This is a genomic window from Pseudomonas sp. BN414 (genome assembly GCF_029871275.1).
Classification (GTDB): domain Bacteria; phylum Pseudomonadota; class Gammaproteobacteria; order Pseudomonadales; family Pseudomonadaceae; genus Metapseudomonas; species Metapseudomonas resinovorans_C.
This window is the reverse complement of sequence record NZ_SSOL01000033.1, coordinates 47,994-70,193: the sequence shown is the minus strand read 5'-3', so window position 1 is coordinate 70,193 and position 22,200 is coordinate 47,994. Positions and strand designations below refer to the sequence as shown.

Annotated in this window: 21 protein-coding genes; 8 read left to right on the top strand and 13 right to left on the bottom strand. The window is 64.6% G+C overall.

All coding sequences use genetic code 11. The features are described from left to right. From E8E95_RS05305 to E8E95_RS05280, 6 genes are read right to left on the bottom strand one after another with little or no spacing between them, the layout of a single operon-like run. Positions 1 to 759, bottom strand: coding sequence for an enoyl-CoA hydratase family protein (locus E8E95_RS05305; RefSeq protein WP_280348722.1), 759 nt, complete (start codon positions 757 to 759; stop codon positions 1 to 3). A gap of 12 nt (positions 760 to 771) precedes the next feature. Beyond that, positions 772 to 1,839 (bottom strand): nitronate monooxygenase, encoded by a 1,068-nt coding sequence (locus E8E95_RS05300; protein ID WP_280348721.1) that lies wholly within the window; start codon positions 1,837 to 1,839, stop codon positions 772 to 774. Further along, entirely contained in the window at positions 1,839 to 2,708 is an 870-nt protein-coding gene (locus E8E95_RS05295; protein WP_280348719.1) for an enoyl-CoA hydratase, read from the bottom strand. The genes E8E95_RS05300 and E8E95_RS05295 overlap by 1 nt, the downstream gene beginning before the upstream one ends. Positions 2,709 to 2,723: 15 nt before the next feature. Further along, positions 2,724 to 3,536 carry a ketoacid CoA transferase gene (locus E8E95_RS05290; protein ID WP_280348717.1) on the bottom strand — a complete coding sequence of 271 codons (813 nt, stop codon included), beginning with the start codon at positions 3,534 to 3,536 and terminating at the stop codon, positions 2,724 to 2,726. A gap of 10 nt (positions 3,537 to 3,546) precedes the next feature. Further along, positions 3,547 to 4,428: a CoA transferase subunit A gene (locus tag E8E95_RS05285; protein ID WP_179062255.1), complete on the bottom strand. Its 882-nt coding sequence runs from the start codon at positions 4,426 to 4,428 to the stop codon at positions 3,547 to 3,549. Positions 4,429 to 4,439: 11 nt separating this feature from the next. Further along, positions 4,440 to 5,333: a VOC family protein gene (locus E8E95_RS05280; RefSeq protein WP_280348715.1), complete on the bottom strand. Its 894-nt coding sequence runs from the start codon at positions 5,331 to 5,333 to the stop codon at positions 4,440 to 4,442. A 511-nt stretch (positions 5,334 to 5,844) separates the two neighbouring features. Between E8E95_RS05280 and E8E95_RS05275 the strand changes: the two genes are divergently transcribed. The 3 genes from E8E95_RS05275 to E8E95_RS05265 all read left to right on the top strand — a co-directional run bounded on the left by E8E95_RS05275 (position 5,845) and on the right by E8E95_RS05265 (position 9,080). Next, positions 5,845 to 6,132, top strand: a complete 288-nt coding sequence (locus E8E95_RS05275; RefSeq protein ID WP_280348714.1) for a hypothetical protein — start codon at positions 5,845 to 5,847, stop codon at positions 6,130 to 6,132. A gap of 184 nt (positions 6,133 to 6,316) precedes the next feature. Then, on the top strand, positions 6,317 to 7,354 hold the full coding sequence (locus E8E95_RS05270; RefSeq protein WP_280348712.1) for a metal-dependent hydrolase: 1,038 nt from the start codon (positions 6,317 to 6,319) through the stop codon (positions 7,352 to 7,354). Between the two features lie 118 nt (positions 7,355 to 7,472). Beyond that, positions 7,473 to 9,080: a methyl-accepting chemotaxis protein gene (locus E8E95_RS05265; RefSeq protein ID WP_280348710.1), complete on the top strand. Its 1,608-nt coding sequence runs from the start codon at positions 7,473 to 7,475 to the stop codon at positions 9,078 to 9,080. Positions 9,081 to 9,241: 161 nt separating this feature from the next. Here E8E95_RS05265 and E8E95_RS05260 read toward each other — a convergent pair whose 3' ends face one another. Then, positions 9,242 to 10,657, bottom strand: a complete 1,416-nt coding sequence (locus E8E95_RS05260) for an amino acid permease (protein WP_280348708.1) — start codon at positions 10,655 to 10,657, stop codon at positions 9,242 to 9,244. A gap of 227 nt (positions 10,658 to 10,884) precedes the next feature. After that, positions 10,885 to 11,550 (bottom strand): maleylacetoacetate isomerase, encoded by a 666-nt coding sequence (gene maiA, locus E8E95_RS05255; RefSeq protein ID WP_280348706.1) that lies wholly within the window; start codon positions 11,548 to 11,550, stop codon positions 10,885 to 10,887. 296 nt (positions 11,551 to 11,846) lie between these two features. On the opposite strand from maiA, the gene E8E95_RS05250 reads away from it, so the two are divergent. After that, entirely contained in the window at positions 11,847 to 12,944 is a 1,098-nt protein-coding gene (locus tag E8E95_RS05250; protein WP_280348704.1) for a helix-turn-helix transcriptional regulator, read from the top strand. A gap of 153 nt (positions 12,945 to 13,097) precedes the next feature. Continuing rightward, complete coding sequence (locus E8E95_RS05245; protein WP_280348702.1) at positions 13,098 to 13,994, top strand: class I SAM-dependent methyltransferase; 897 nt, start codon at positions 13,098 to 13,100, stop codon at positions 13,992 to 13,994. Between the two features lie 327 nt (positions 13,995 to 14,321). Here E8E95_RS05245 and E8E95_RS05240 read toward each other — a convergent pair whose 3' ends face one another. The 5 genes from E8E95_RS05240 to E8E95_RS05220 form a co-directional block, all read right to left on the bottom strand. Continuing rightward, positions 14,322 to 16,103, bottom strand: a complete 1,782-nt coding sequence (locus E8E95_RS05240; RefSeq protein WP_077523896.1) for an ABC transporter ATP-binding protein — start codon at positions 16,101 to 16,103, stop codon at positions 14,322 to 14,324. Next, entirely contained in the window at positions 16,096 to 16,698 is a 603-nt protein-coding gene (locus E8E95_RS05235; protein WP_280348957.1) for a DsbA family protein, read from the bottom strand. The genes E8E95_RS05240 and E8E95_RS05235 overlap by 8 nt, the downstream gene beginning before the upstream one ends. A 38-nt stretch (positions 16,699 to 16,736) precedes the next feature. Further along, on the bottom strand, positions 16,737 to 17,672 hold the full coding sequence (locus E8E95_RS05230; protein ID WP_280348700.1) for a rhodanese-related sulfurtransferase: 936 nt from the start codon (positions 17,670 to 17,672) through the stop codon (positions 16,737 to 16,739). 209 nt (positions 17,673 to 17,881) lie between these two features. Beyond that, positions 17,882 to 18,187 carry a BolA family protein gene (locus E8E95_RS05225; RefSeq protein ID WP_077523898.1) on the bottom strand — a complete coding sequence of 102 codons (306 nt, stop codon included), beginning with the start codon at positions 18,185 to 18,187 and terminating at the stop codon, positions 17,882 to 17,884. Positions 18,188 to 18,200: 13 nt separating this feature from the next. After that, entirely contained in the window at positions 18,201 to 18,710 is a 510-nt protein-coding gene (locus E8E95_RS05220; RefSeq protein WP_077523899.1) for a DUF2059 domain-containing protein, read from the bottom strand. A 341-nt stretch (positions 18,711 to 19,051) separates the two neighbouring features. Between E8E95_RS05220 and E8E95_RS05215 the strand changes: the two genes are divergently transcribed. The 3 genes from E8E95_RS05215 to E8E95_RS05205 all read left to right on the top strand — a co-directional run bounded on the left by E8E95_RS05215 (position 19,052) and on the right by E8E95_RS05205 (position 22,145). Then, positions 19,052 to 20,062, top strand: a complete 1,011-nt coding sequence (locus E8E95_RS05215) for a DUF2804 domain-containing protein (RefSeq protein WP_280348666.1) — start codon at positions 19,052 to 19,054, stop codon at positions 20,060 to 20,062. A 72-nt stretch (positions 20,063 to 20,134) separates the two neighbouring features. After that, positions 20,135 to 21,529, top strand: a complete 1,395-nt coding sequence (locus E8E95_RS05210) for a class II fumarate hydratase (RefSeq protein ID WP_280348664.1) — start codon at positions 20,135 to 20,137, stop codon at positions 21,527 to 21,529. Next, positions 21,522 to 22,145, top strand: coding sequence for an NAD(P)H-dependent oxidoreductase (locus E8E95_RS05205; RefSeq protein WP_179062241.1), 624 nt, complete (start codon positions 21,522 to 21,524; stop codon positions 22,143 to 22,145). Before E8E95_RS05210 ends, E8E95_RS05205 begins: the two co-directional genes overlap by 8 nt. The last annotated feature ends 55 nt before the right edge of the window (positions 22,146 to 22,200 follow it).

The following is a 22,200-nucleotide window of genomic DNA, read 5'->3' as shown; positions in this document are numbered from 1 at the left end:
TTAGCCCTTGAAAGTGGCAGTGCGCTTGTCGACGAAGGCATCGCGGGCTTCCTGGGAATCCAGCGAGCGATAGGCCTGCAGGGTGAAGCCCTGCTCCCAGCGGTATTTGTCTTCGAGGTTGCCGTCCTCGATACCGGTCAGCGCCTCCTTGGCCAGGGCGATCATGGCCGGGCTCTTGGCGGCGATCTTGCGGGCGATATCCAGGGTCGCCTCACGCAATTCAGCGCGGGGTACCACGCGTTCCACGGCGCCCAGGCGGTAGGCCTCGGCGGCGTCGATCATTTCGCCGGTGAAGTACATGTGGCGCACCTTCTGCACCGGGAACAGGCGTTGCAAGTGAGCGCCGCCGCCCATGGCGCCACGGTCCACTTCAGGCACGCCGAAACGCGCGCATTCGGAGGCGACCAGGATGTCCGCCGCGCCGCACAGGCCGATACCGCCACCGAGGACGAAGCCGTGCACGGCGATGATTACCGGCTTGGGATTGCGGTGGACGGCCTTGAAGCTGTCGTAGTTGCCCTTGTTGACGGCGACGATCAGGTTGCCGTCGGCGGCCAGTTCCTTGATGTCGACACCGGCGCAGAAACCCCGCCCCTCGGCACGGATGACGATGACGCGGACCTCGGGCGATTCGCCCAGGCGTTCCAGCTCGGCGGCGATGGCTGCCCAGCCCTTGCTGTCGAAGGCGTTCACCGGCGGATGGTCGAAGACCATCTCGGCGATGCCGTTGTCGAGACTGACGTTGAATGGTGTTGCCATGGCCTTCTCCCCTCAGGATGCACGGCGGCACAGCTCGGCGAGTCGCTGCTCGGCCTGCTGCACGATGGATTCGATGAGTTCGGCGCAGCCCGGCAGGCTGTCGATGCTTGCGGCGATCTGCCCGGCGGGGAGCACGCCCGCTGCCGGCAGGCCCTCGACCATGGCTTTCTGGATCACCATGGGCGCGTTGGCGGCCATCAGCGTCTGCGCGGCGGTCAGGCCATCTGCGCCGCCGAGCTTCAGGGCACTGCCGAGCAACTGGCCGATGCTGGCGCCACTGTGGCGGCGATAGGCAAGGGCACTACGCAGGGCCAGCAACAGGCGCTTGAGACCGCCGGAACGCTCCAGGCTGTCGAGCAGCTCGTTGCGGATCATCCGCTGCGGCATGCCGTCGATGGCGCGACTGACGATAATGGCGGCCGGATCGCGGACCTTCAGGTAGCGCTCCAGGGTGGCCGGCGGCACCGGGCTCTCGGCGCTCATCAAGAAGCGCGTACCCATGGCGATACCCTCGGCACCGAGGGCCAGGGCTGATACCAGGCCGCGTCCGTCCTTGAAGCCGCCAGCGGCGACCACCGGGACATCAACGGCATCCACGACCTGGCCGAGCAGGATCGAGGTGGGCACCGAGCCGGTATGGCCACCGCCCTCCCCGCCCTGCACGGTCACGGCGTCGGCGCCCATCTCCACGGCTTTCACCGCGTGCTTGAGTGCGCCCACGGTGGGTATGCAGACCACGCCGGCATCCTTCAGCCGGGTGATCATCGCCTTGCCGGGCGAGCGGCTGTAGCTCACCGCACGCACGCCATGCTTGAGCACCAGTTCGACGATCTCACCGGCGTTGGCCTGGTACATGTGGAAATTGACGCCGAAGGGCTGGTCGGTCAGCCGCTTTGTCTCGAGGATGGCCGCTTCCATGTGTTGCGGTTCGATGGTGGCCCCGGCGAGGAAGCCGAAGCCGCCGGCATTGCCGGTGGCGGCCACCAGTTTCGGATCGGCCACCCAACCCATGGCGGTCTGGATGATCGGGTAGCGGCAACCCAGCAGTCGGGTCAGGCGGGTATCGAGGGAAATCGCCATCACGCCTCCGACGGGTTGCGCTGGGACTGCGCCATGCCACGGGCGTCGTAGCCGCCGAGCTTGTCGCCGCTGACCAGTTCGTTGTGCACATGGGCGAAGTGATGCAGGCCGAACACCATGTCCATGGTGGCGCGCTTGCCCATCAGGTCCTCGGCGTTGTTCACCGCCTGCTTGGTCAGTTGCAGGCCCAGGCGCGGCATCTGCGCAATGCGCCGGGCCACGTCCAGGGTCACGTCTTCCAGCACGTCGCGCGGCACCACCTTGTTGACCATGCCCATCTGGTACGCACGCTCGGCGCCCATGCGTTCACCGAGGAAGAGGAATTCCTTGGCGATGCGCGGATTCAGTTCGTGCACATGGGCGAAGTACTCGACTCCCGGAATGCCCATGCGCACCACCGGATCGGCGAAGTAGGCGTCTTCCGAGGCGATGATCAGGTCGCAGACCCAGGCGAGCATCAGGCCGCCGGCGATGCAGGCGCCCTGCACCATGGCGATGGTCGGCTTGGGCATGTCGCGCCAGCGCCGGCACATGCCGAGGTAGACCTCCTGCTCGCGGGCGTAGAGGAACTCGCCGCCCGGCTTGTTCACGTGGTCGTACCAGAGGCTGGTGCGCTCGAAGCTCTGGTTGACGTCGCGACCCGGCGTGCCGATGTCGTGGCCGGCAGAGAAGTGCTTGCCGGCACCGCGCAGGATGATGACCTTGACCGCGTCGTCATCACAGGCGCGGCGGAAGGCAGCATCCAGGGCGTAGGTCATGCGCGAGTTCTGCGCGTTGTGGTACTCGGGGCGGTGCATGGTGACCAGGGCCAACGGCCCCTGCACCTCGTACTGCACCACCTCTGCTTCTGCGGCCTGTTCGTGGCTCATGTGTGCGGCTCCGCCTTAGTGGGTCATGGCCTGGGCGCGCACGCCCGGCGGATTGTCCTTGAGCTGGCTGGCGCGCAGGTTGTGCGGGTCCAGTTGCTGGATGAGGATCAGTTGTTCGAGAGTCGGTGCGGCGGTGGTGGGGATCGTGTTCGGCACGTGCAGCGGGAAGCTGGTAGCGGCCTGTACGTCTTCCACGCTGACGCCGGGGTGCAGGGAACGGATGCGCATCTGCCGGCCGGGCCCTTGGAAATCGAGTACGCAGAGGTCGGTGACGATCAGGCGCAGGTCGATCTCGTCCAGCGACCAGCCACGGGCGAGGCGCTCGGGGTTGTAGCCGACCGACGCCACCACATCCACTTCGCCATCAACGAACACGCGCTTGTTGTGGCTGGGCACCATGAACGAGTTGGCGTGGCTGATGGAGTTGCCGGGGAAGCCGCGGACGCCGAGCATCTGCGACTTGGGCTTGGCGTGTTCGCCGATGCAGGAGATGTTGGCCTGGCCGAAGCGGTCGATCTGCACCGGCCCTACCAGGGCATGGCGCTTGCCGCTCCAGACGTTGTCGAAAATCCGCGAGAAGCCCATCCAGCTGTCGAACTTCGGCTGGTAGCCGCCACGCGGGCCGATCGGCACCGGTTCGGCGACCATGAAGGCTTCGGAGTCGGTCATCATCAGTTCAGCATTGGAATTGAGCATCGCCAGCGACGCGGCCAGGCGCTGAAGCACGCCGATACCGGTGGCGAGCACCTCACCGTCACCGGCGAACGCTTCGGAGGCGGCGCAGATCATCAGTTCAGCGAGGCTGTAGGGTTGTTTGGTGGCAGTCATCTCAGCGTCCTCAGAAAACCGGGAGCGGCAGTTGGCGGATGGCGTCCAGGCCACCTACACGCGCGAGGTACTCCGCTTCCCCGCAGTTCACGTAGCGCTCCATGTAGGCCTGCCAACCATCCGGCTCGGTGGCCGAGGCGTTGTAGGCTTTGAAGTGAGCGGTATCGAAGCCGTAGAGCGGCGCACAGGACGACGGATGGGCGCCGCCCGGCAAATGCACCACGGCACTGGTGCGGTTGCGTTCCCAGAACACCTGGCGGGCACGGGCCGGGTCCTCATGGAACCAGGCGCTGTCGACCAGTTCGTCGCAACTCACGAAGGCCTTCTGGGCGGCGCGCACGAAAAGGTCGTCCATGTAGTGGTCGGGACCGGCGATCTGGCAGACGCCACGGGCGTCGGCGCGGTCGACATGGACGAGTGCCGCATCGAGCTTCAGCGCCGGCATGGCGACCCAGTCGCGGCTGTCGTCGTAGGGTGAGCTGACCAGTTTCAGCTCCGGGTTGATGCTCAGTACGTCGGTGCCCAGGCCCACGGCGGTGGGAATGAACGGCACGCCCATGGCGGCGGCCTTGAGGCCGAGCAGCAACATGCCTTCGTCGATCTCCATGACCTGCACCGCGCCGTCCTGGCGGGCCTTGCGGAAGTAGGGTTCGAGCGGGATGAAGTCCAGCGATACGAAGGCGTAGACCAGCTTCTTCACCTTGCCGGCCGCACAGAGCATGCCGACGTCGGCGCCGCCATAGGCGACCACCGTGAGGTCCTTGAGGTCGGAGCGCAGAATCTCGCGCACCAGGGCCATCGGCTTGCGCCTGGGACCCCAGCCGCCGATGCCGATAGTCATGCCGTCGCTCAGCTGGCCGACGACGTCGGCAGCAGTCATGCGTTTGTCCATGGGGCGGTTCCTTATTGACGGCCGACGCTGAAGTCATGGCCCCAGTGGCTGACCACGGTGCTCTCGAAGGGGGTGTGGCGCTCCCAGTCCATGACCTTGCCGCCACAGCCGTACTCCAGGTCGAAGCCGCCTGGGGTCTGCATGTAGAAGCTGGTCATGTCGTCGTTGGTGTGACGGCCGAGGGTGGCGGAGAGCTTCACGCCGCTGGCGTGCATGCGGTCGAGGGCGCGGCCCACGTCGTCCAGCTCGCCTACTTCCACCATCAGGTGCACGCAGCCTGAAGGAATCGGGCACTCGAACAGCGCCAGGGAGTGATGGCGACCGTTGTTGCAGTGGAGGAAGTGGATGCGTTTTTCCGGCTCAGCCGGATCAGGGGTGAAGCGCACTTTCATCAGATCGGAAAGGCCGAAACCCATGACGCGCTCGTAGAAATCCAGGCAGCGGTCGAAGGACGGCGCCGGCAATACGGCGTGACCCATGCCCAGATCGCTGGTGACGAAGCCGGAAACACCGGCCGGGGAAATGAAGGGGGCGAAATTCTGCAGCGGGCCCCAGAACAGTTCGTGGCGGTTGCCATCCGGGTCGGCGAAACGCGCCAGTTCCTGCACCTTGCGGCTGGCGGCATCGGCCGCGCTACCACGTTGGACGTCCACATCGGCCTGTTGCAGCTCGGTGATGGCCTGCTCGAAGGCGGCCTTGCCGGCGACTTCCCAACCGCAGGCGCCATAGCCATCGCGGTCGGCGCGTTCTACCAGGATGCGGTAGGGGCGCTCATCCATCTTCAGGTAGAGCCACTCGTCCGCCACGGCATCCACCATCATGCCGAGCACCCCGGAGGCGTAGTCGCCCCAGCGCTTCAGGTCTGTCGAGGCTACGGTGACGTAACCCAGGCCACGGATATCCATGCGGTTCTCCTCATTGTCGTTATCGCCGCGCACTCGGGGCACGGGGCACTATGGGGATGGATTAAATCCGCAGGTCCGGAGGTGGGCATCGTCCAATGGGACTAGCGCGAAAGGCACGTAGGACGGGGGCTCTGGCGCTTGTAGAACGGGGTATCGGGGGGAACGCGAGCGGGCGTTTCGGGGCGGCATTGAAATCACTACCGGCATTCCAAGTCAAAAGTCGGACCAGTGAGCTCTGTTGCCCAACTTATTTTGTTTCTGAAGTGTTTCCCTGAAACCCGACAGAAACAACTCAATTACAGCCAATTACATACCTAACAACAGTCCGTTACATGCCCTTCAAAAGAGCATGAATTACGGAATACTCCATGCCAATCAGCTCCTTATAAAACTACCAATTATCTTTAAATTGGCCATTTGTCAGGCACCACAAAATACTTCTGGCGGCACCTAAGTTCTTCCTTAATATCCGGCCTCGGGGGTTGTTCAAGTGTTTAAACGAGGAAGAAACATGAAATCCGCAATTAGCACCACTGCCTTCTCCAGCCTGTTGTTCTCTCTTGTCGCGCTGACCTCTTTCCAGGCCACAGCTGAAGGAGGCAGCGACCGGCTCATCCAGCACAAGGAGCTGCAAGCACAGCGCGAGCAGACGACCCAGGACGAAAGCGAGCGTTTCGCCCAACTGGTCGAGGAAAAACCCACGGCGGCCGGGTCAGGGACCCCGACGCAAGCGGCTGAACCCGCACAGAAATCCCGCTATCAATCACGCATCCATCATCGTCCAGTGGTGTACGAGTAATCGGTCGGCAACAGCTTCCCCTCCTGGTCCGCCCCGCACCAGGAGGGGAATCAGCAGGATTCATTTCGCATCCATACGGTCTTTCACCCTCTCCATTGTCGGAAAAATCTGGTGAGAATTTCCCGCTGCCGGGATGGCTGTCGGCGCAGTAATTTAGCCGGCGGATCATTTTCGAGAGATGGCAATGGACTCACTCACCCAGGCGGTGCTCGGCGCCACTATCCAGGGGGCGCTGCTCGGGCGCTGGCAAGGACGCAAGGCGCTGCTCTACGGCGCCATGCTCGGCACCTTGCCGGACCTCGACGTGGTGATCCGCTACACCGACGCGGTGGCGGCGATGACCTACCACCGGGGTTTCAGTCATTCGATCTTCGTGCTCTCGGCACTGGCGGCCCTGCTGACCTTGCTGGTACGACGATGGCGCCCCAATCCGGAGTATACCACCCAGCGCCTGTTCCTCGCCCTCTGGCTGGTGCTGGTCACCCACCCGCTGCTGGATGCCTTCACCAGCTACGGCACCCAACTGTTCTGGCCGATGCAGACGCCGCCCATCGCCTGGTCGAGCATCTTCATCATCGACCCGCTCTACACCCTGCCGCTGATCGCAGCGGTGATCGGTGGCCTGCTGTTCGGATTGCGTGGACGCAAGCCGCGCCTACCGGTGGCGGCGCTGGCCCTGTCGAGCCTCTACCTGCTCTCCAGCCTTGGCGGCAAGTTCATGGCCGAACAGCGGGTGTATGACGTGCTGGAGCGGGACGGCATCCGTCCGCAAACCATCTTCAGCGCGCCTACACCCTTCAACACGCTGCTTTGGCGCGTGACTGTGCTGGACGGCGAGGACTACCACGAAGCGCTGGTCAGCTGGTTCGACGACGCGCCACCCAGGCTCGAGCGCATACCGCGCGGCACCGACCTGGCCCGGCGCCTGCGGGACTCCCCGCAGCACGTGCGGCTGGCCTGGTTCACCCACGGCATCCTGCGCTACGACCAGATCGACCAGATGCTGGTGGTCACTGACCTGCGCCTCGGCATGACCGGTTTCCACCCCTTCCGCTTCATCCTCGCGGAGCAGCGCGACGGCCGCTGGCAACCGGTGACGGAGGCACGCCGCTGGCCGACCAGCCGGGGCGACCTGGAGCGCCTGAAGCTGCTCTGGCAGCGGATCTGGCACGAGGATCAGGTGATTCCCCTATCCAGCTGGGCGGGACTGTTGCAGCGCTAGGGAATCCACTGAGTCGTCCCCCCCTCATGCCACTCGCCTGGCGGCCGATAAACACTCCAGCGCCACTTGTTGCTGGACTACCCTTGCCAGCATTCGGCCAATCCAGCGAGTACAGGACATGAAAATAAGACAGAAAATGGTCGCCTCCGGGGCAATCAGCGTCCTCGCCGCCACCCTCCTGGGTGGCATCGGTTACTGGGGACAGACCGACCTCGCCGACGCGCTGGCCGAGAACCAGCTCAGCGTCAGCGCGCTGCGCAACCACCTGGAGGGCGACATGATGCACGACGCCCTGCGCGCGGACGTGCTGGCCGCCCTGGTGGTGCAGCCGGGCGACCAGGCCGGCGCCGACCAGGTGCGCAATGACCTGCGCGATCACAGCGAATGGTTCCGCCGCACCCTCGGCGAGAACGCCAAGCTGCCGCTCACGGCGGATATCCGCAACGCAATCGCCGAATCCCAGCCCGCCCTGGAAATCTACATCGGCGACGCCGAGCGGATCGTCAACCTCGCCCTGCGCGACTCGCAGGCGGCCCGTGCCGAATTGGCCTCCTTCGAACGCAGCTTCGGCGAGCTGGAAGAAAAGAACGAAGCCCTCAGCGGCAAGATCGAATCCCATGCGGCCAAGACCCGCACCGATGGCGAAGCGGCCGTCAGCAACGCCGCCAAATGGCTGGTCGGAGGCATCCTGCTGGTGATCGGCCTGCTCTGCCTGGTCACCGGCCAATTGATGCGCGCCGTGCTACGGCCGCTGGAGAAAACCGTCGGCGTGGCGCGTGCCATCGCCCAGGGCAACCTGGCCACCCAGGTCAGCATCGACAGCGACGACGAAGCCGGCCAGTTGCAACGGGCGCTGGCCGACATGCAGGGCAACCTGCGGCAGATGATCGCCACCATCCGCAGCGAGAGCGAGGAACTGCGCGGTACCGCGCACCGTCTCAGCGAGACCTCGCAAAGCATCGTCGACGGCGCCAGCGAGCAATCCGACAGCGCCACCAGCATGGCCGCAGCCATGGAACAGATGATCACCAACATCGGCCAGATCGCCGAACACGCGCGCAATGCGCAGAGCATTTCCGCCCAGTCGGAAGACCTCGCCGGCAGCGGCGGCAAGGTGATCCTCGGGGTGGTGGAAGGCATGAATCGCATCGCCGACGCAGTGAACCAGTCCTCCAGCACCATCACCGCCCTGGGTGAGTCTTCGGAAGAGATCCACTCCATCATCCAGGTGATCAAAGGCATCGCCGAACAGACCAACCTGCTGGCACTGAACGCCGCCATCGAGGCCGCCCGCGCCGGGGAAGCCGGCCGGGGTTTCGCCGTGGTGGCAGACGAGGTACGCAACCTGGCGGCGCGCACCGCGCAGTCGACCCAGGAAATCACCGGGATGATCCAGCGCATCCGTGAATCTACCCAGCACGCGGTGGACAGCATGCAGACCGGCGTGGAACGGGTGCAGGTTGGCGTCGGCCTGGCGCGGCAGGCGGGAGAGTCGATCAGCGAGATTCGCAGCGGCGCTCATCGTGCGGCGGAAGTGGTGGAGGAGATTTCCTACACCATCGGCGAGCAGTCCAAGGCCAGCAGCGAAGTGGCCCAGCGCGTCGAGCTGATCGCCCAGATGTCGCGGAGCAACAGCCGCGCCATGCAGGACCTCGCCCACGCCGCCGAACGCCTGGATGCGGTGGCCAGCGCCATGCAATCGTCGGTGGCGCGGTTCCAGATCTGATGACCCGTAGGTTGCGGCTGAGCGAAGCGAAGCCCAACGATGGGAGGTACGACAGGCTAAGCGAGGGCTTGAAACCCAGCCTGTTGGGTTTCGTTCCTCTACCCAACCTACAAAGCAGAACCCCGGCGCATGGCCGGGGTTCTTGTTGGTACAGCGGATTATCAGCCCGCCTCGTAGCCTGCGACCTTGCTGGTCTCGGCTTTACCGCTCCGCTTCAGGCGGTAGCAACCCCACATCACCAGCAGCCACACCGGGATGGCGTACACCGACACCTGGATGCCCGGGATCATCAGCATGATGACGAGGATGAACAGCACGAAAGCCAGGCACAGGTAGTTGCTCATGGGGAACCACAGGGAACGGAAGCCGGTGCGGACACCGTCCTTGTCCATGCGCTGGCGGAACTTCAGGTGCGAGTAGCTGATCATCGCCCAGTTGATCACCAGGGCCGCCACCACCAGGGACATCAGCAGCTCCAGGGCATTGTGCGGGACCACGTAGTTGACCACCACGGCGAGGAAGGTCACGGCGGCGGATACCACCAAGGCACGCACCGGTACGCCACGCTTATCCACCTTGGCCAGGGAACGCGGGGCATCGCCCTGTTCGGCCAGGCCCAGCAGCATGCGACCGTTGCAGTAGGTGCCGCTGTTGTAGACCGACAGCGCGGCGGTGAGCACCACGAAGTTCAGCAGGTGAGCAGCAGTGTCACTGCCGATCAGCGCGAAGATCTTCACGAACGGGCTGCCGCTGTAGGCATCGCCAGCACTGTTGATGGAGGCCAGCAGTGCATCCCAGGGGCTCAGGGAGAGCAGCACCACCAGGGCACCGACATAGAAGATCAGGATGCGGTAGATCACCTGGTTGATCGCCTTCGGGATCACTTGCTTGGGCTTGTCGGCCTCGGCAGCGGTGAAGCCGAGCATTTCCAGGCCGCCGAAGGAGAACATGATGAAGGCCATGGCCATCACCAGGCCGCTCACGCCATTGGGGAAGAAGCCGCCATGGGCCCAGAGGTTGCTCACGGCCGCCTGCTCGCCGCCGCTACCGCTGAACAGCATCCAGCAACCCAGGACGATCATGCCGACGATGGCGACCACCTTGATCATGGCGAACCAGAATTCGGCTTCGCCGAACAGCTTCACGTTGGCCAGGTTGATGGCATTGACCACCAGGAAGAACACCGCGGCGGTGGCCCAGGTGGGCACGTCCGGCCACCAGTAGTGGATGTACTTGCCAACCGCGGTGAGCTCGCTCATGCCCACCAGGATGTAGAGCACCCAGCAGTTCCAGCCGGAAAGGAAACCGGCGAAACCACCCCAGTACTTGTGGGCAAAATGGCTGAAGGAGCCGGCGACCGGCTCTTCGACGATCATCTCGCCGAGCTGGCGCATGATCAGGAAGGCGATGAATCCGCAGATGGCGTAGCCAAGGATCATCGACGGGCCGGCGGACTTGAGCACGCCGGCGGAACCGAGGAAAAGACCGGTGCCGATGGCGCCGCCGAGGGCGATCAACTGGATGTGGCGATTCTTCAGGCCGCGTTTCAGCTCGCCTGAGTGTTGCATATCACTCATTGCGTCACCTTTTGTTGTTGTCGTGACGGGATTTCACCCGCCGGGCTTGTGGTCCGGCGGAATCTGGATCTAGTCGAAAGGGTGCCGAGCAAAGTCAAGGCAAGGCAGAAACCGGCGAAGAAGCGGAGTTTAGGTTCCCTAAATGAGCATTCTGAGTCGGTTTCTAACGCAGCATTGGCAAAGCGCAGACGCCATTTCGGCAGAGCCGTGCAAGGCGGGTAACCTTCCTATTGCGCGTCTGGCTGTACCTCCGGAGCAGCATTCCTGAATGCTTCGAGGGCGTCGCAGCGCGCAGCGATATCGAGGATGCGCGGATAGGCCGACAGGTCACAGTCGAAGCGTCGGGCGTTGTAGACCTGGGGCACCAGGCAGGCTTCCAGGTAACCCGGCCGGCTCCCCAGGGAGAGCTTACCGCCGAAGGCCTCCAGGCCCTTTTCCACCGCCGCGAGACCGAGAGCGACCCAGTGGCGGTACCAGGCGTCCTTGGCCTCATCAGCCACGCCCAGTTCGGCCTTGAGGTACTGCAGCACGCGCAGGTTGTTCAGCGGATGCACGTCGCAGGCGATGTGCATGGCGAGGGAACGCACCAGCGCGCGTTGAGCCGGATCAGCCGGCAGCAGCGCGGGTACGGGGAAGACTTCATCGAGGTATTCGAGGATGGCTAGGGATTGCGCGATGCGGATTTCGCCGCCCGCGTTGCCCGCATCCACCAACAGGGGCAAGAGGCCCTGGGGGTTGAGCTCGCGATAGGCCGATTGGTGCTGCTGGCCGCCATCCTTGACCAGGTGGACGGCTTCCTGGCGATAGGCCAGGCCCTTGAGGTTGAGGGCGATACGCACGCGGTACGCAGCGCTTGAGCGCCAGTAGCCGTAGAGGGTGAGTTCGGTATTCATGGCGTCGGGCCGTTTTTTGTTTGCGCCATCTCACTCTGGCAGCGCCTGGCGAACAAGGCGTGGGATTGCGGTTGGCGCGGCGCCGAACGGTCGATCCGGAAAGTTTTCCTTACGCCACCCCGGGATTGCCGATACCGCCTGGCAGGCGCGCCATTCGCGTAAGGATTTCTTGACAGGGCGTTCATCCAGGCTTCCAGGAGGGAAGCCATCAAGCCGACCAGCGGCATTAGGCAAGGAGCTCTGGCCTGTGCCATATGAAAGCGATGTGCCACCCATCCTCGCAGGGAAGCTGTCTGATGCCGCACCTGAACAACCTGTACGACAACCTGGTCAACCTTTGCTACGAGTGCGTCCTCGATGAAGGCGCGTGGCGTTCGATGCTGGAGGCGCTGGCGAGCGCCACCGGCCATCAGATGGGCGCCCTCCTGTTCCTCGACCAGCGGGACCAGCGCCCCCAGGTCACCGCCATCAACCTGTGCGACCCGGCCAGCGTCGAGGCCTACAACGCTTATTACCACCAGTACGACCCGGCCAAGGATGTGCTGGTACCGCGCCCGGTAGGCAGCTGGTACCACGACCTGGAAGACCTCGGCCCGCAGCGCATTCACCGCGATCCGTATTACCAGGAGTTCCACATCCCCTTTGGCATGAACAACATCTCCTGCATCAAGCTGCACGAGGCGGCGGGCTCGGGCATCTATCTGTCGCTCCTGACTGCGGTGGGTGCGGCGTTGCCGGAGATGCAGCAGCGCGACCTGCTGCAACGCCTGAGCCCTCACTTGCTGCGCGCGGCACGGATGAGCAATCGACTGCAGGATCTGAAGCTGGATGTGGCTCGCCGCGACCTACTGCTGGAGCGCCACCCGGCGCCGGTCTGGCTGCTGAATGGCGAAGGGCGCGTCCTGTTCTGTAACCGCCAGGCGGAACGGCGCATGGGCCAGGCGGCCTTTGCCCTACAGGATCGCCAGGGACGCTTGCATGGCAAGGCCCAGGACGGACGCCTGCAGGCACTCATCCGCCAGGCCACCGGCAGCGATGGCAGGCACCGTGCTGGTTGGCTGAGCCTGGCCGGTGACCCGCCCGCTCGCTTGATGGTCACCCCGGTCCCCGAAGCGTCCGGGCTGGCGCCCCAGCACAGCGGCCCACTGGCGTTGGTGGCACTGCTGGAGCACCAGCCAGGAAGCCAGTGGCTCGCCGATCTGTTCCAGCTCAGCCGGGCGGAGCAGCGTCTGGCCGAACTGCTCCTCCAGGGGTTGACCCCGGAAGCCTGCGCCGAGCGGCTGAATGTCTCGATCAACACGGTACGCACGCAATTGCGCGCACTGTTCCGCAAGACTGAAACGGAACGCCAGGCCGAGCTGATCACCCTGCTCACTCGACTGCAAGGGCTCTGAATCGTGCAGTCGCGCCTTTTCGAAAGCGCGATTTCATCTATCTGGATGATTGCAGGCAGATAGCCATCAACTAAGGTTCAACTCGAAGCGAATACCTGCCTCCATCCCGCGTGACGGGTCTAGGAATCCACGACTGGCCAGACGAGGTGGCATGTGGAAGAGATCAGTGATCCGGAAGATCTGAGCAAAGGCATAAAAGAACAACGGCAACTCCACGACGAACTGCAACAGATCAAGACCGAACGTGAGCAGTTGCGATTCGAGAAACCGGCGCCTGTCCGCGAGGAAGCGCCGCCACCGAGCAATATCCTGCCCTTCCCCTGCCGCCAGCTGCCCAGTCCAGGCCTGCGCTGCGGCAACGCCTTGCTGCAGGACTATCTCTATGGCGTGGAATCCGACGCCTTGCACACCCTGCCGGAAGAGCGCACCCGCCAGCTATTCGACTTCGCCACCAGCGCACCGGCGGCGCGCGCCCTGCGTTGCCGGCGGCGCATGCTGGCCCGCGCCCTGGATGAAACCTGCCAGCGCGCCGGCAAGGCCGCACGCATCCTGTGCATTTCCGGCGGCCATTTCCGCGAGGCGGAATTGGCCCGCGAACTGCGTCATGGGCGCTTCGGCGAAATGCTGGTGTTCGATGACGACGCGGTACGCCTGCAAACCGTGCGCAACAGCTACGGTGCGCTTGGCGTACTCACGCGTCATGGCAGCCTGAACGAGTTGCTGGCAGGCGAATGTGGATTCGACGGCTATGACCTGGTGTATTCCGCCGGCGTCACGGAGCTGCTGGATGACCGCCGCAGCGAGCGACTTGTCCACAGGCTGTTCCAGGCGGTTCGACCGGGTGGGCGCCTGTTGCTGGCCAACTTCCGTCCCGGGGTCAACGGCATCGGCTTCCTCGAAGACCTGCTGGACTGGCGCCCGCACTACCGCCACGACGTGCAGATGCTCAGCCTGCTGGACGGAGTCGACTACAAGCAGATCGCCTCGGCGCGGGTGTTCCACGATATCGGCCAGCGCGTGGTGTTCCTGGAAGCGGTGAAGCACGGCTGAGCCACCCTGCTCCCCGATTGCTCCTCTTGCAGGGGCGAATTCATTCGCCAAGGGCGGCGCAGCCGCCCCAACGACCTGGCGCCATGATCTCCGCCGAACAGCCCGGGCGCGATCTTTTCGCGAGCAAGCTCGCTCCTACAGGGAACGTGCGTTCCGACAGGGCTTGTCCCGTCCGCCGTTTGCTCCTCTTGTGGGGGCGAATTCATTCGCCAAGGGCGGCGCGCTGCACCTATCTCATGGCCGAACGTGTAGGAGCGAGCTTGCTCGCGAAGAGCCCAGGCAGGATCTTTTCGCGAGCAAGCTCGCTCCTACAAAGAGAATCCGCCGTCAGCCCTGCTGAAGATGCCCGTAGAGCTTGGCGTAGAGGCCGCCTTCGGCGATGAGCTGCTGATGGTCGCCGTCCTCGGCGATGTGGCCGCCGTCGAATACCAGTACCCGATCCGCCTGCTTAACCGCCGAAAGGCGGTGGGCGATGATCAGGGTGGTGCGACCGTTGAGGAAGGTGCCGAGCGCCTGGTGCAACGCGTACTCGGTGGCGGCGTCCAGGGCTGAGGTGGCTTCGTCGAGGATCACCACCTTCGGCTGGGCGAGCACCATGCGGGCAATGGCCAATCGCTGCCGCTGGCCGCCGGAAAGGCGCACGCCGGATCGACCCACCACGCTGTCCAGTCCCATGGGCAGGTTGCGGATGGTTTCTGCCAATTGGGCGATTTCCAGGGCCCGCCAGCAGGCCTCGTCGCTGCGCTCGCGGCCCATGGTCAGGTTGGCACGCACGCTGTCGTTGAACAGCGCCGGGTGCTGCAGGACCACCGCCACGTTGTCACGCACTTCGGCCAGGCCAATCTCGTCCAGCCGGCTGCCGCCGAAGCGGATCTGCCCGGCCTGCGGCTGGTAGAGCCCCAGCAGCAATTGCACCAGGGTGCTCTTGCCACCACCGCTGGCACCCACGATGGCGACCTTCTCGCCGGGGGCGATGGACAGGTTGAGGCCGTCCAGCACCGGCTCCTCGCCATAGGCGAAGCGCAATCCCTTCACTTCGATCCCCACGGTCTCGCGGCCGCGGAACGGATCGACGCTCGGCGTGTACTGGGGCTCGTCGGCACGGGCCAGCAGTTCGTTGATGCGGGTGAGTGCGGCACCGGCTGCATAGTAGGAGTACTGCAGGCCGAGCAGCTGCTCCACCGGACCGATCATGAACCAGAGGTAACTGAACACCGCCAGCATCTGGCCGATGGAGAGGTCGGAGAAGAGCACCGTGAGCATGGCCGCGGCGCGGAAGAAATCGATGCCGAACTGGAACAGCAAGCCGCTGGTGCGCCCCGCCGCATCGCTCTTCCACTGGGAAGCCACCGCATAGTCGCGGACTTCCTGGGCACGCTGGCCGAGTCGGCCGAAGAAGAAGCCCTGGCGGTTGCTGGTGCGTACTTCCTGGATGGCTTCCAGGGTTTCGGTCAGCGCCTGGGTGAAGCGCGAGGTGCTGTCGTTCTCCAGCTTCTTCAGGTGTTTGACACGCTTGCCGAGCTGCACCGTGGCGTAGATCACCAGCGGGTTGAACAGCAGGATCAGCAGCGCCAGTTGCCAGTGCATCCAGACCAGAATGGCCGCCGTGCCGGTCAGGGTCAGCACGGCCACGAGGAAGCGGCTGAGCGTCTCGCCGACGAACTTGTCCAGGGTGTCCAGGTCGGTCACCAGGTGGGCGGTGACGGTACCGCCGCCCAGGCTCTCGTATTCACCGAGGGAAATGCGCTTCAAGCGCTCGATCAGGCGGGTACGGATGCGGTAGACGATGTCCTTGGCCAGCCGCGCGAACAGGCGCGCCTGCAAGACGTTGAACACCAGTGCCATGCCACGCAACAGCAGGGTCACGACGAGCATCAGGCCAATGTAGCCGACGGCGCTTTCCCAGGGCTGGGGCAGGAAGTGGTCCATGAAGCGCAGCGCGCCGTCGCCCCGCTGCAGCAGCACTTCGTCCACCAGCAGGGGCAGCAGCAACGGAATGGGCACGCTGCAGAGAGTGGCCAGCACGGCGACCAGGTTGGCCAGCCAGAGGGCTTTCTTGTGGCGCAGGGCCAGACGACGGATTTCCGCCCAACTCAGGCGATCAGGCATGGGCACCCCGCTCCAGCCAGCGGCCCAGCAGGGGCGACAGTTGTTCGAGCGGCTGGTAGCCGTTGGTCAACAGCGCGAGCTGTCCGTCACGCTCGGCCAGCAGGGTGGGAAAACCGGCGATGCCAAGGTCCTGCACCCAGGTGAAATCAGCAGCCGTCGCCTCGTGGCTGGCAGCGGCATCGTAGGCGGCGGCGAACTCGATGCGCGGAATGCCGATCTGCTCGGCCAGCTCCACCAGGACTGCGGCCTGGGTGACATCGCGACCTTCGGCATAGAAGGCATGCTGGATTTTCTTCACCAGTGGCCAGGCCAGTTCGGGCGCCAGCGAACGGGCGACCACCAGGGCGCGGCAGGCCGGCTCGGTGTCGTAGATGAAGCCATCAGGTAGCGCGCCCTCGAAGCAAAAAGGCTGTCCGGTGGCCTGATTGACCGCCTGCCAGTGCTCGAGGATGTAGCGTCTGGTATGTGCATCCAGCGCGGCGCCTTGGCCGGTACGCAGGCCGCCCGCCACCAGATGCAGCTGAACGCCGGCTGCCGCAGCCTGCTCGGCGAGCGCCGTGACCACCGGGGCAAAGCCCCAGCACCAGGAACACATCGGGTCCATCACATAGAGCAGGCGGGCGTTGGGCAAGCTCAATCCTCCAGGGCTTGGCGCGGGTCTCGGCCGATCGGGTGAGGCAGGTTGCGGGCCTTGGCCAGTTCGATCTGCTTCTGTCGCTCGATGGCGCTCGCACGGGTTTTCTCGCTCAGGCTGTCCCAGCAGAGCGGGCAGCTGATGCCGGGCGCGTAGTGCTCCGACTGGCGATCTTCCACGGAAATCGGGTTACGGCAGGCGTGGCACTGGTCGAAATCCCCTTCCGAGAGATCGTGGCGCACAGTGACGCGGTTGTCGAAGACGAAGCAGTCGCCGCGCCAGAGGGTGTCTTCCTGGGGCACTTCCTCGAGGTACTTGAGGATGCCGCCCTTGAGGTGGAAGACCTCTTCGAAGCCCTGGCCGAGCATGTAGCTGGACGCTTTCTCGCAGCGGATGCCGCCGGTGCAGAACATCGCGACCTTCTTGTGCACCGCCGGGTCGAAATTGGCCTTGATGTAATCGGGGAACTCGCGGAACGACTTGGTCTCGGGGTCGATGGCGCCCTCGAAGGTGCCAATGGCCACCTCATAGTCGTTGCGGGTATCGATCAGCAGCACTTCGGGATCGCTGATCAGGGCGTTCCAGTCCTTGGGGTCGACATAGGTGCCGACGTTCTGATTGGGGTCGACGCCGGGCACGCCCAGGGTGACGATTTCCTTCTTCAGCTTGACCTTGGTGCGATAGAAGGGCTGCTCATCGCAGTAGGACTCCTTGTGGTCCAGGTCCACGAGACGCGGATCGACCTTGAGCCAGGCGATCAGCGCGTCGATGGCTTCACGCGTGCCGGACACGGTGCCATTGACGCCTTCTTCGGCCAGCAACAGCGTGCCCTTGACACCATTGTCGAGCATGGTCTTGAGCAGGGGTTCACGCAGCGCGACGTAGTCCTTCAGGGTGACGAACTTGTACAGCGCCGCAACAACGATCTGGGTCATGCGGTACTTCCTCCAGTGGTCGCCCGCGTAAAGGGCGGACCGGGTGATAGAAACGACTGCGCCGGCTGGGCCGGCGCGGTGCGAAGTCTATCAAAAAGCCGCAGGCCGGACGCTGCGTGAAATGGTCCCAGGCGCCGAATGGAAGATCGAAGCCACCGGCAAACCAAGGATCAGACGCAACGTGCCATTGGCAACTCAGACAGTTTTACTCAGTGATCGTGCTTGCTGCCGCCACGACAGGTCGGCGAATCCGGTGCTGCGCCCTGCGCTGCCCACTCCTCGGGGGTGTAGGTGTGCAGGGCCAGGGCATGGACCTGCCCCATCAGCTCGCCGAGGCTGGCGTAGACCTTCTGGTGGCGTTTGACGGCATTCAGGCCGGCGAACACCGGGCTGACGATCACCGCCTTGTAGTGGGTTTCCAATCCGCGGCTGTGCATGTGACTCTCGTCCAGCACGTCGAGGTGCTGGGGTTCGAGGCTCTGCAAGGCGGTCAGGATGCGGTCACGCATGGACATCGATCGACTCCGCTTACGGCTTTTTCTTGTCCTGGGGCGCCAGTTCGGTGGTCATGTCGCTGAGCAACTTGTTGACCTCGGGTACGGCGGCTTCCAGGCGGCTCTGGGTGAGCTGGGCGGATTGCTGGGTCAGGGCCGGCATCTTTTCCAGGACCTTCTTGCCCAGCGGGGATTCATAGAAGGTGATCAGCTCTTTCAGTTCGCTCTCGCTGAAATTGCTGGTGTAGATCTTCACCAGTTCAGGTTTCAGCTTGTCCCAGCCGACGGCCTTGTCCAGGGCGGCATTGGCCTTGGCCTGGTAGCTCTCCAGGGTGGCCTTCTTGCTGGCCGGCGCCTGGGTCTGCTGGAAACGCTGCTCGAACATCTGCTGCACCTGGGCGTAGACCGGAACGGTCAGCTTGTCGGCACGGGCGAGCTTGAGAAAGCGCTCGGCATCGGCGGCATGGCTGGCGGCATCGGCCAGGACCTGGCCACTGGCGCAAGCCAGCAGGACGGCGGTGCAGAGAATGCGAAGCTTGGTCATTGGGTATCCTTGTCTAAGCACGGATGACGGGGACTGCCCCGGGGCTGGTCATTCTGCGCTCAAGCGGAGATCGGGCTCAAGCGACGGTTTTTTTCGACAACCCTATGGCGAAAATGTGCAATGCCGCACTCCACGAAGCTGTTGTCAAAATGCCATCACTTGCTCATGCTTCCGCCCACTGGGCATGCTTTGGCGACTAGGAAATCTGCCGTACCTGACGACGGAATTTCCGATGAGGTGCAATCAGTTTCCACAAGCGCCGTACGAAAGCTCGTCAAGCGCAGACGGACTTCGTACGGAGACTGAAGTGCCCAGGCTTCGCACACACATGGACGTGCCCGATGAATAGCCATATATCCACCCTGCCGCCGGGAATTCCCGCGCTCTGCGATGCCCGCGGCAAGCTTGAGCCCGCCGCCGTCGGCTGGTCCAGCCGACCGCGTCTGAACTGCGCGATCCCCGGCAACTTCGGTCGTCGCAAACGCTGGAACCACTGGTGCATCACCACCCCGCGCTGGATGCTCTCGCTGACCCTCGCAGACCTCGACCTGCTGGGCTTCGGCGCCGCCTACTTCCTCGATCTCGACACCGGCAAGGCCGTGGCCCATACCCAGTTGCGGCCATTCGCGCTCGGCTGCCAACTGCCGGACACGCCGTTGGAAAGTCATGGTTTCGACCACCCGCTGCTGCAGATACGCATTGACGAGCACCCCGGCCGCCTGAGCCTGCGGGTGGAAGCGCCGGACCTCGGCGGCCATCCGCTGCACGTCGCCCTCGATGTGCTGCGCCCGGCCCATCTGGATTCGGTGAACCTGGTCGCCCCCCTGCCCGGCCGCTGCTTCCATGCCAGCAGCCGCCAGCTCGGCCTGCCCGCCAGCGGCAGCGTGCAGCTGGGGCAACGCCACTATCTCTGCACCACAGGCCAGAGTTTCGCCGCGCTCGACTTCGGTCGGGGTGTCTGGCCCTTCCACAGCCACTGGACCCGCGCCGCCTTCGCCGCTCCGGGCGGCATCGCCGGGAATTTCGGCGCGGGCTGGACTGATTCCAGCGGCCTTACCGAGAACGCCCTGTGGTTCGGCGGCAGCCTGTCCAAGCTCGACCGGCCGGTGCAGATCGAACAGGCACCGAACAATCCCCTCGCGCCCTGGCGCCTGTCCACCGCCTGTCGCCGGGTGGAGCTGACCTTCACACCCCTCCAACTGCACCAGGCCCGTCCGCGCCTGGGGCCGTTCTATGCCGACACGCGCCAGTGGTTCGGTCGCTTCGACGGCGTGCTGCGCAGCCCGGACGGTGAATGCGTGCCGGTGACCAACGCTCTCGGCTGGCTGGGGGCCACCCACGCGCGCTGGTAATTGCCCGAACGGTTGAACCGAGTGCGGGAGAGAGAGCCTAAACTGCGGAATCAATACCCGGAGCCAACCCAAATGAGCCGCACAGAAACCGACAGCCTGGGGCCAGTCGAAGTCGCCGACGACGCCTATTGGGGTGCCCAGACCCAACGCTCACTGGAGAACTTCGCCATTGGTGGCGAACGTATGCCCCTGGCGTTGGTGCACGCCCTGGCCCTGATCAAGAAGGCCGCCGCCCGCGTCAATGGGCGCGACGGCGACCTGCCGCCGGACGTCGCGAGGCTGATCGAACAGGCCGCCGACGAGGTGCTGGCCGGCAAGCACGATGAGCAGTTCCCGCTGGTGGTCTGGCAGACCGGCAGCGGCACCCAGAGCAACATGAACGTCAATGAAGTGATCGCCGGCCGCGCCAACGAACTGGCCACCGGACAACGCGGCGGCAAGAGCCCGGTCCACCCCAATGACCATGTGAACTTCGCCCAGAGCTCCAACGACTGCTTCCCCACCGCGATGCATATCGCCATCGCCAAGGCGGTACAGCAGGAATTGCTGCCAGCCATAGCCGAACTTTCCGGCGGCCTGGCCGAGCAATCCGCCCGTCACGCCCAGCTGGTGAAGACCGGCCGTACGCACATGATGGACGCCACGCCCATCACCTTCGGCCAGGAACTCTCGGCCTTCGTCGCCCAACTCGACTACGCCGACAAGGCCATCCGCGCCGCCCTGCCCGCAGTCCTGGAACTGGCCCAGGGCGGTACGGCCGTGGGCACCGGCCTCAATGCACCCCACGGTTTCGCGGACTCCATGTCGGCCGAACTGGCGGCGTTGACGGGGCTGCATTTCGTCTCGGCACCGAACAAGTTCGCCGCCCTCGCCGGCCATGAGCCGCTGGTGAACCTCTCCGGCGCCCTGAAGACTCTCGCCGTTGCCCTGATGAAAATCGCCAACGACCTGCGCCTGCTGGGCTCCGGCCCGCGCGGCGGCCTGGCCGAGGTACGCCTGCCGGCGAACGAGCCGGGCAGTTCGATCATGCCGGGCAAGGTCAACCCCACCCAGTGCGAGGCGCTGTCGATGCTGGCCTGCCAGGTGATGGGCAATGACGCCACCGTCGGATTCGCCGCCAGCCAGGGGCACCTGCAACTGAACGTGTTCAAGCCGGTGATCGTGCACAACCTGCTGCAGTCGATCCGTCTGCTCGGCGACGGTTGCCGCAACTTCCAGCAGCACTGTGTGGCCGGCATGGAGCCGGATTCAGCGCGCATGGCCGAACACCTGGAACGCGGCCTGATGCTGGTCACCGCACTCAACCCGCACATCGGCTACGACAAGGCCGCGCAGATCGCCAAGAAGGCCTACACGGAAGGCACCACCCTGCGCGCAGCGGCCCTCACGCTGGGCTACCTGACCGAGGAGGAGTTCGACGCCTGGGTGCGACCGGAAAGCATGCTGGAGGCCGGTCAACATGGTTGAGACGGTCAAGCACGGCGCCACGCCGCTGGAAGGCGATGGCAAACGCATCCTGATGATCCTCGGCACCCCCAAGGGCGGCAGCCTGTGCCATGCCTTGAGCGAAGCCTACGCCCAGGGCGCGCGCAGCGAAGGCCACGTGGTGCGCCTGCTGAAGCTCGGCGAGATGCATTTCGACCCGGTGCTGCGCGAGGGGTATGACCAGAGCCAGAACCTGGAGCCTGACCTGCTCGAAGCGCAGCGGCAGATTCACTGGGCCGAGCACCTGGTGTTCGTCTATCCGGTCTGGTGGGGCGGCCTTCCGGCACTGCTCAAGGGCTTCTTCGACCGCGTCTTCCTGCCCGGCTTCGCCTTCCGCTATCGCGGCCAGCAGACACAGGCCTGGGACAAGTTGCTGACCGGGCGCACCGCCGACCTGCTGGTGACCCTGGATACGCCGCCCTGGTACTTCCGCTGGATCTACGGCGCGCCCGCGCACCGGCAGATGGTGCGCACCATTCTCGGCTTCTGCGGCATCAAGACCCGCCGCCTGACCGAGTTCTCCCCGGTGCGCCCCTCCTCCGAGGAACAACGCCAGACCTGGCTGCGCAAGGCGGAAACGCTCGGAACGCGTTGCTAGGCCGAGACGTAGGTTGGGAAGAGCGGAGCGATACCCATGCGGACACGGCTGATGG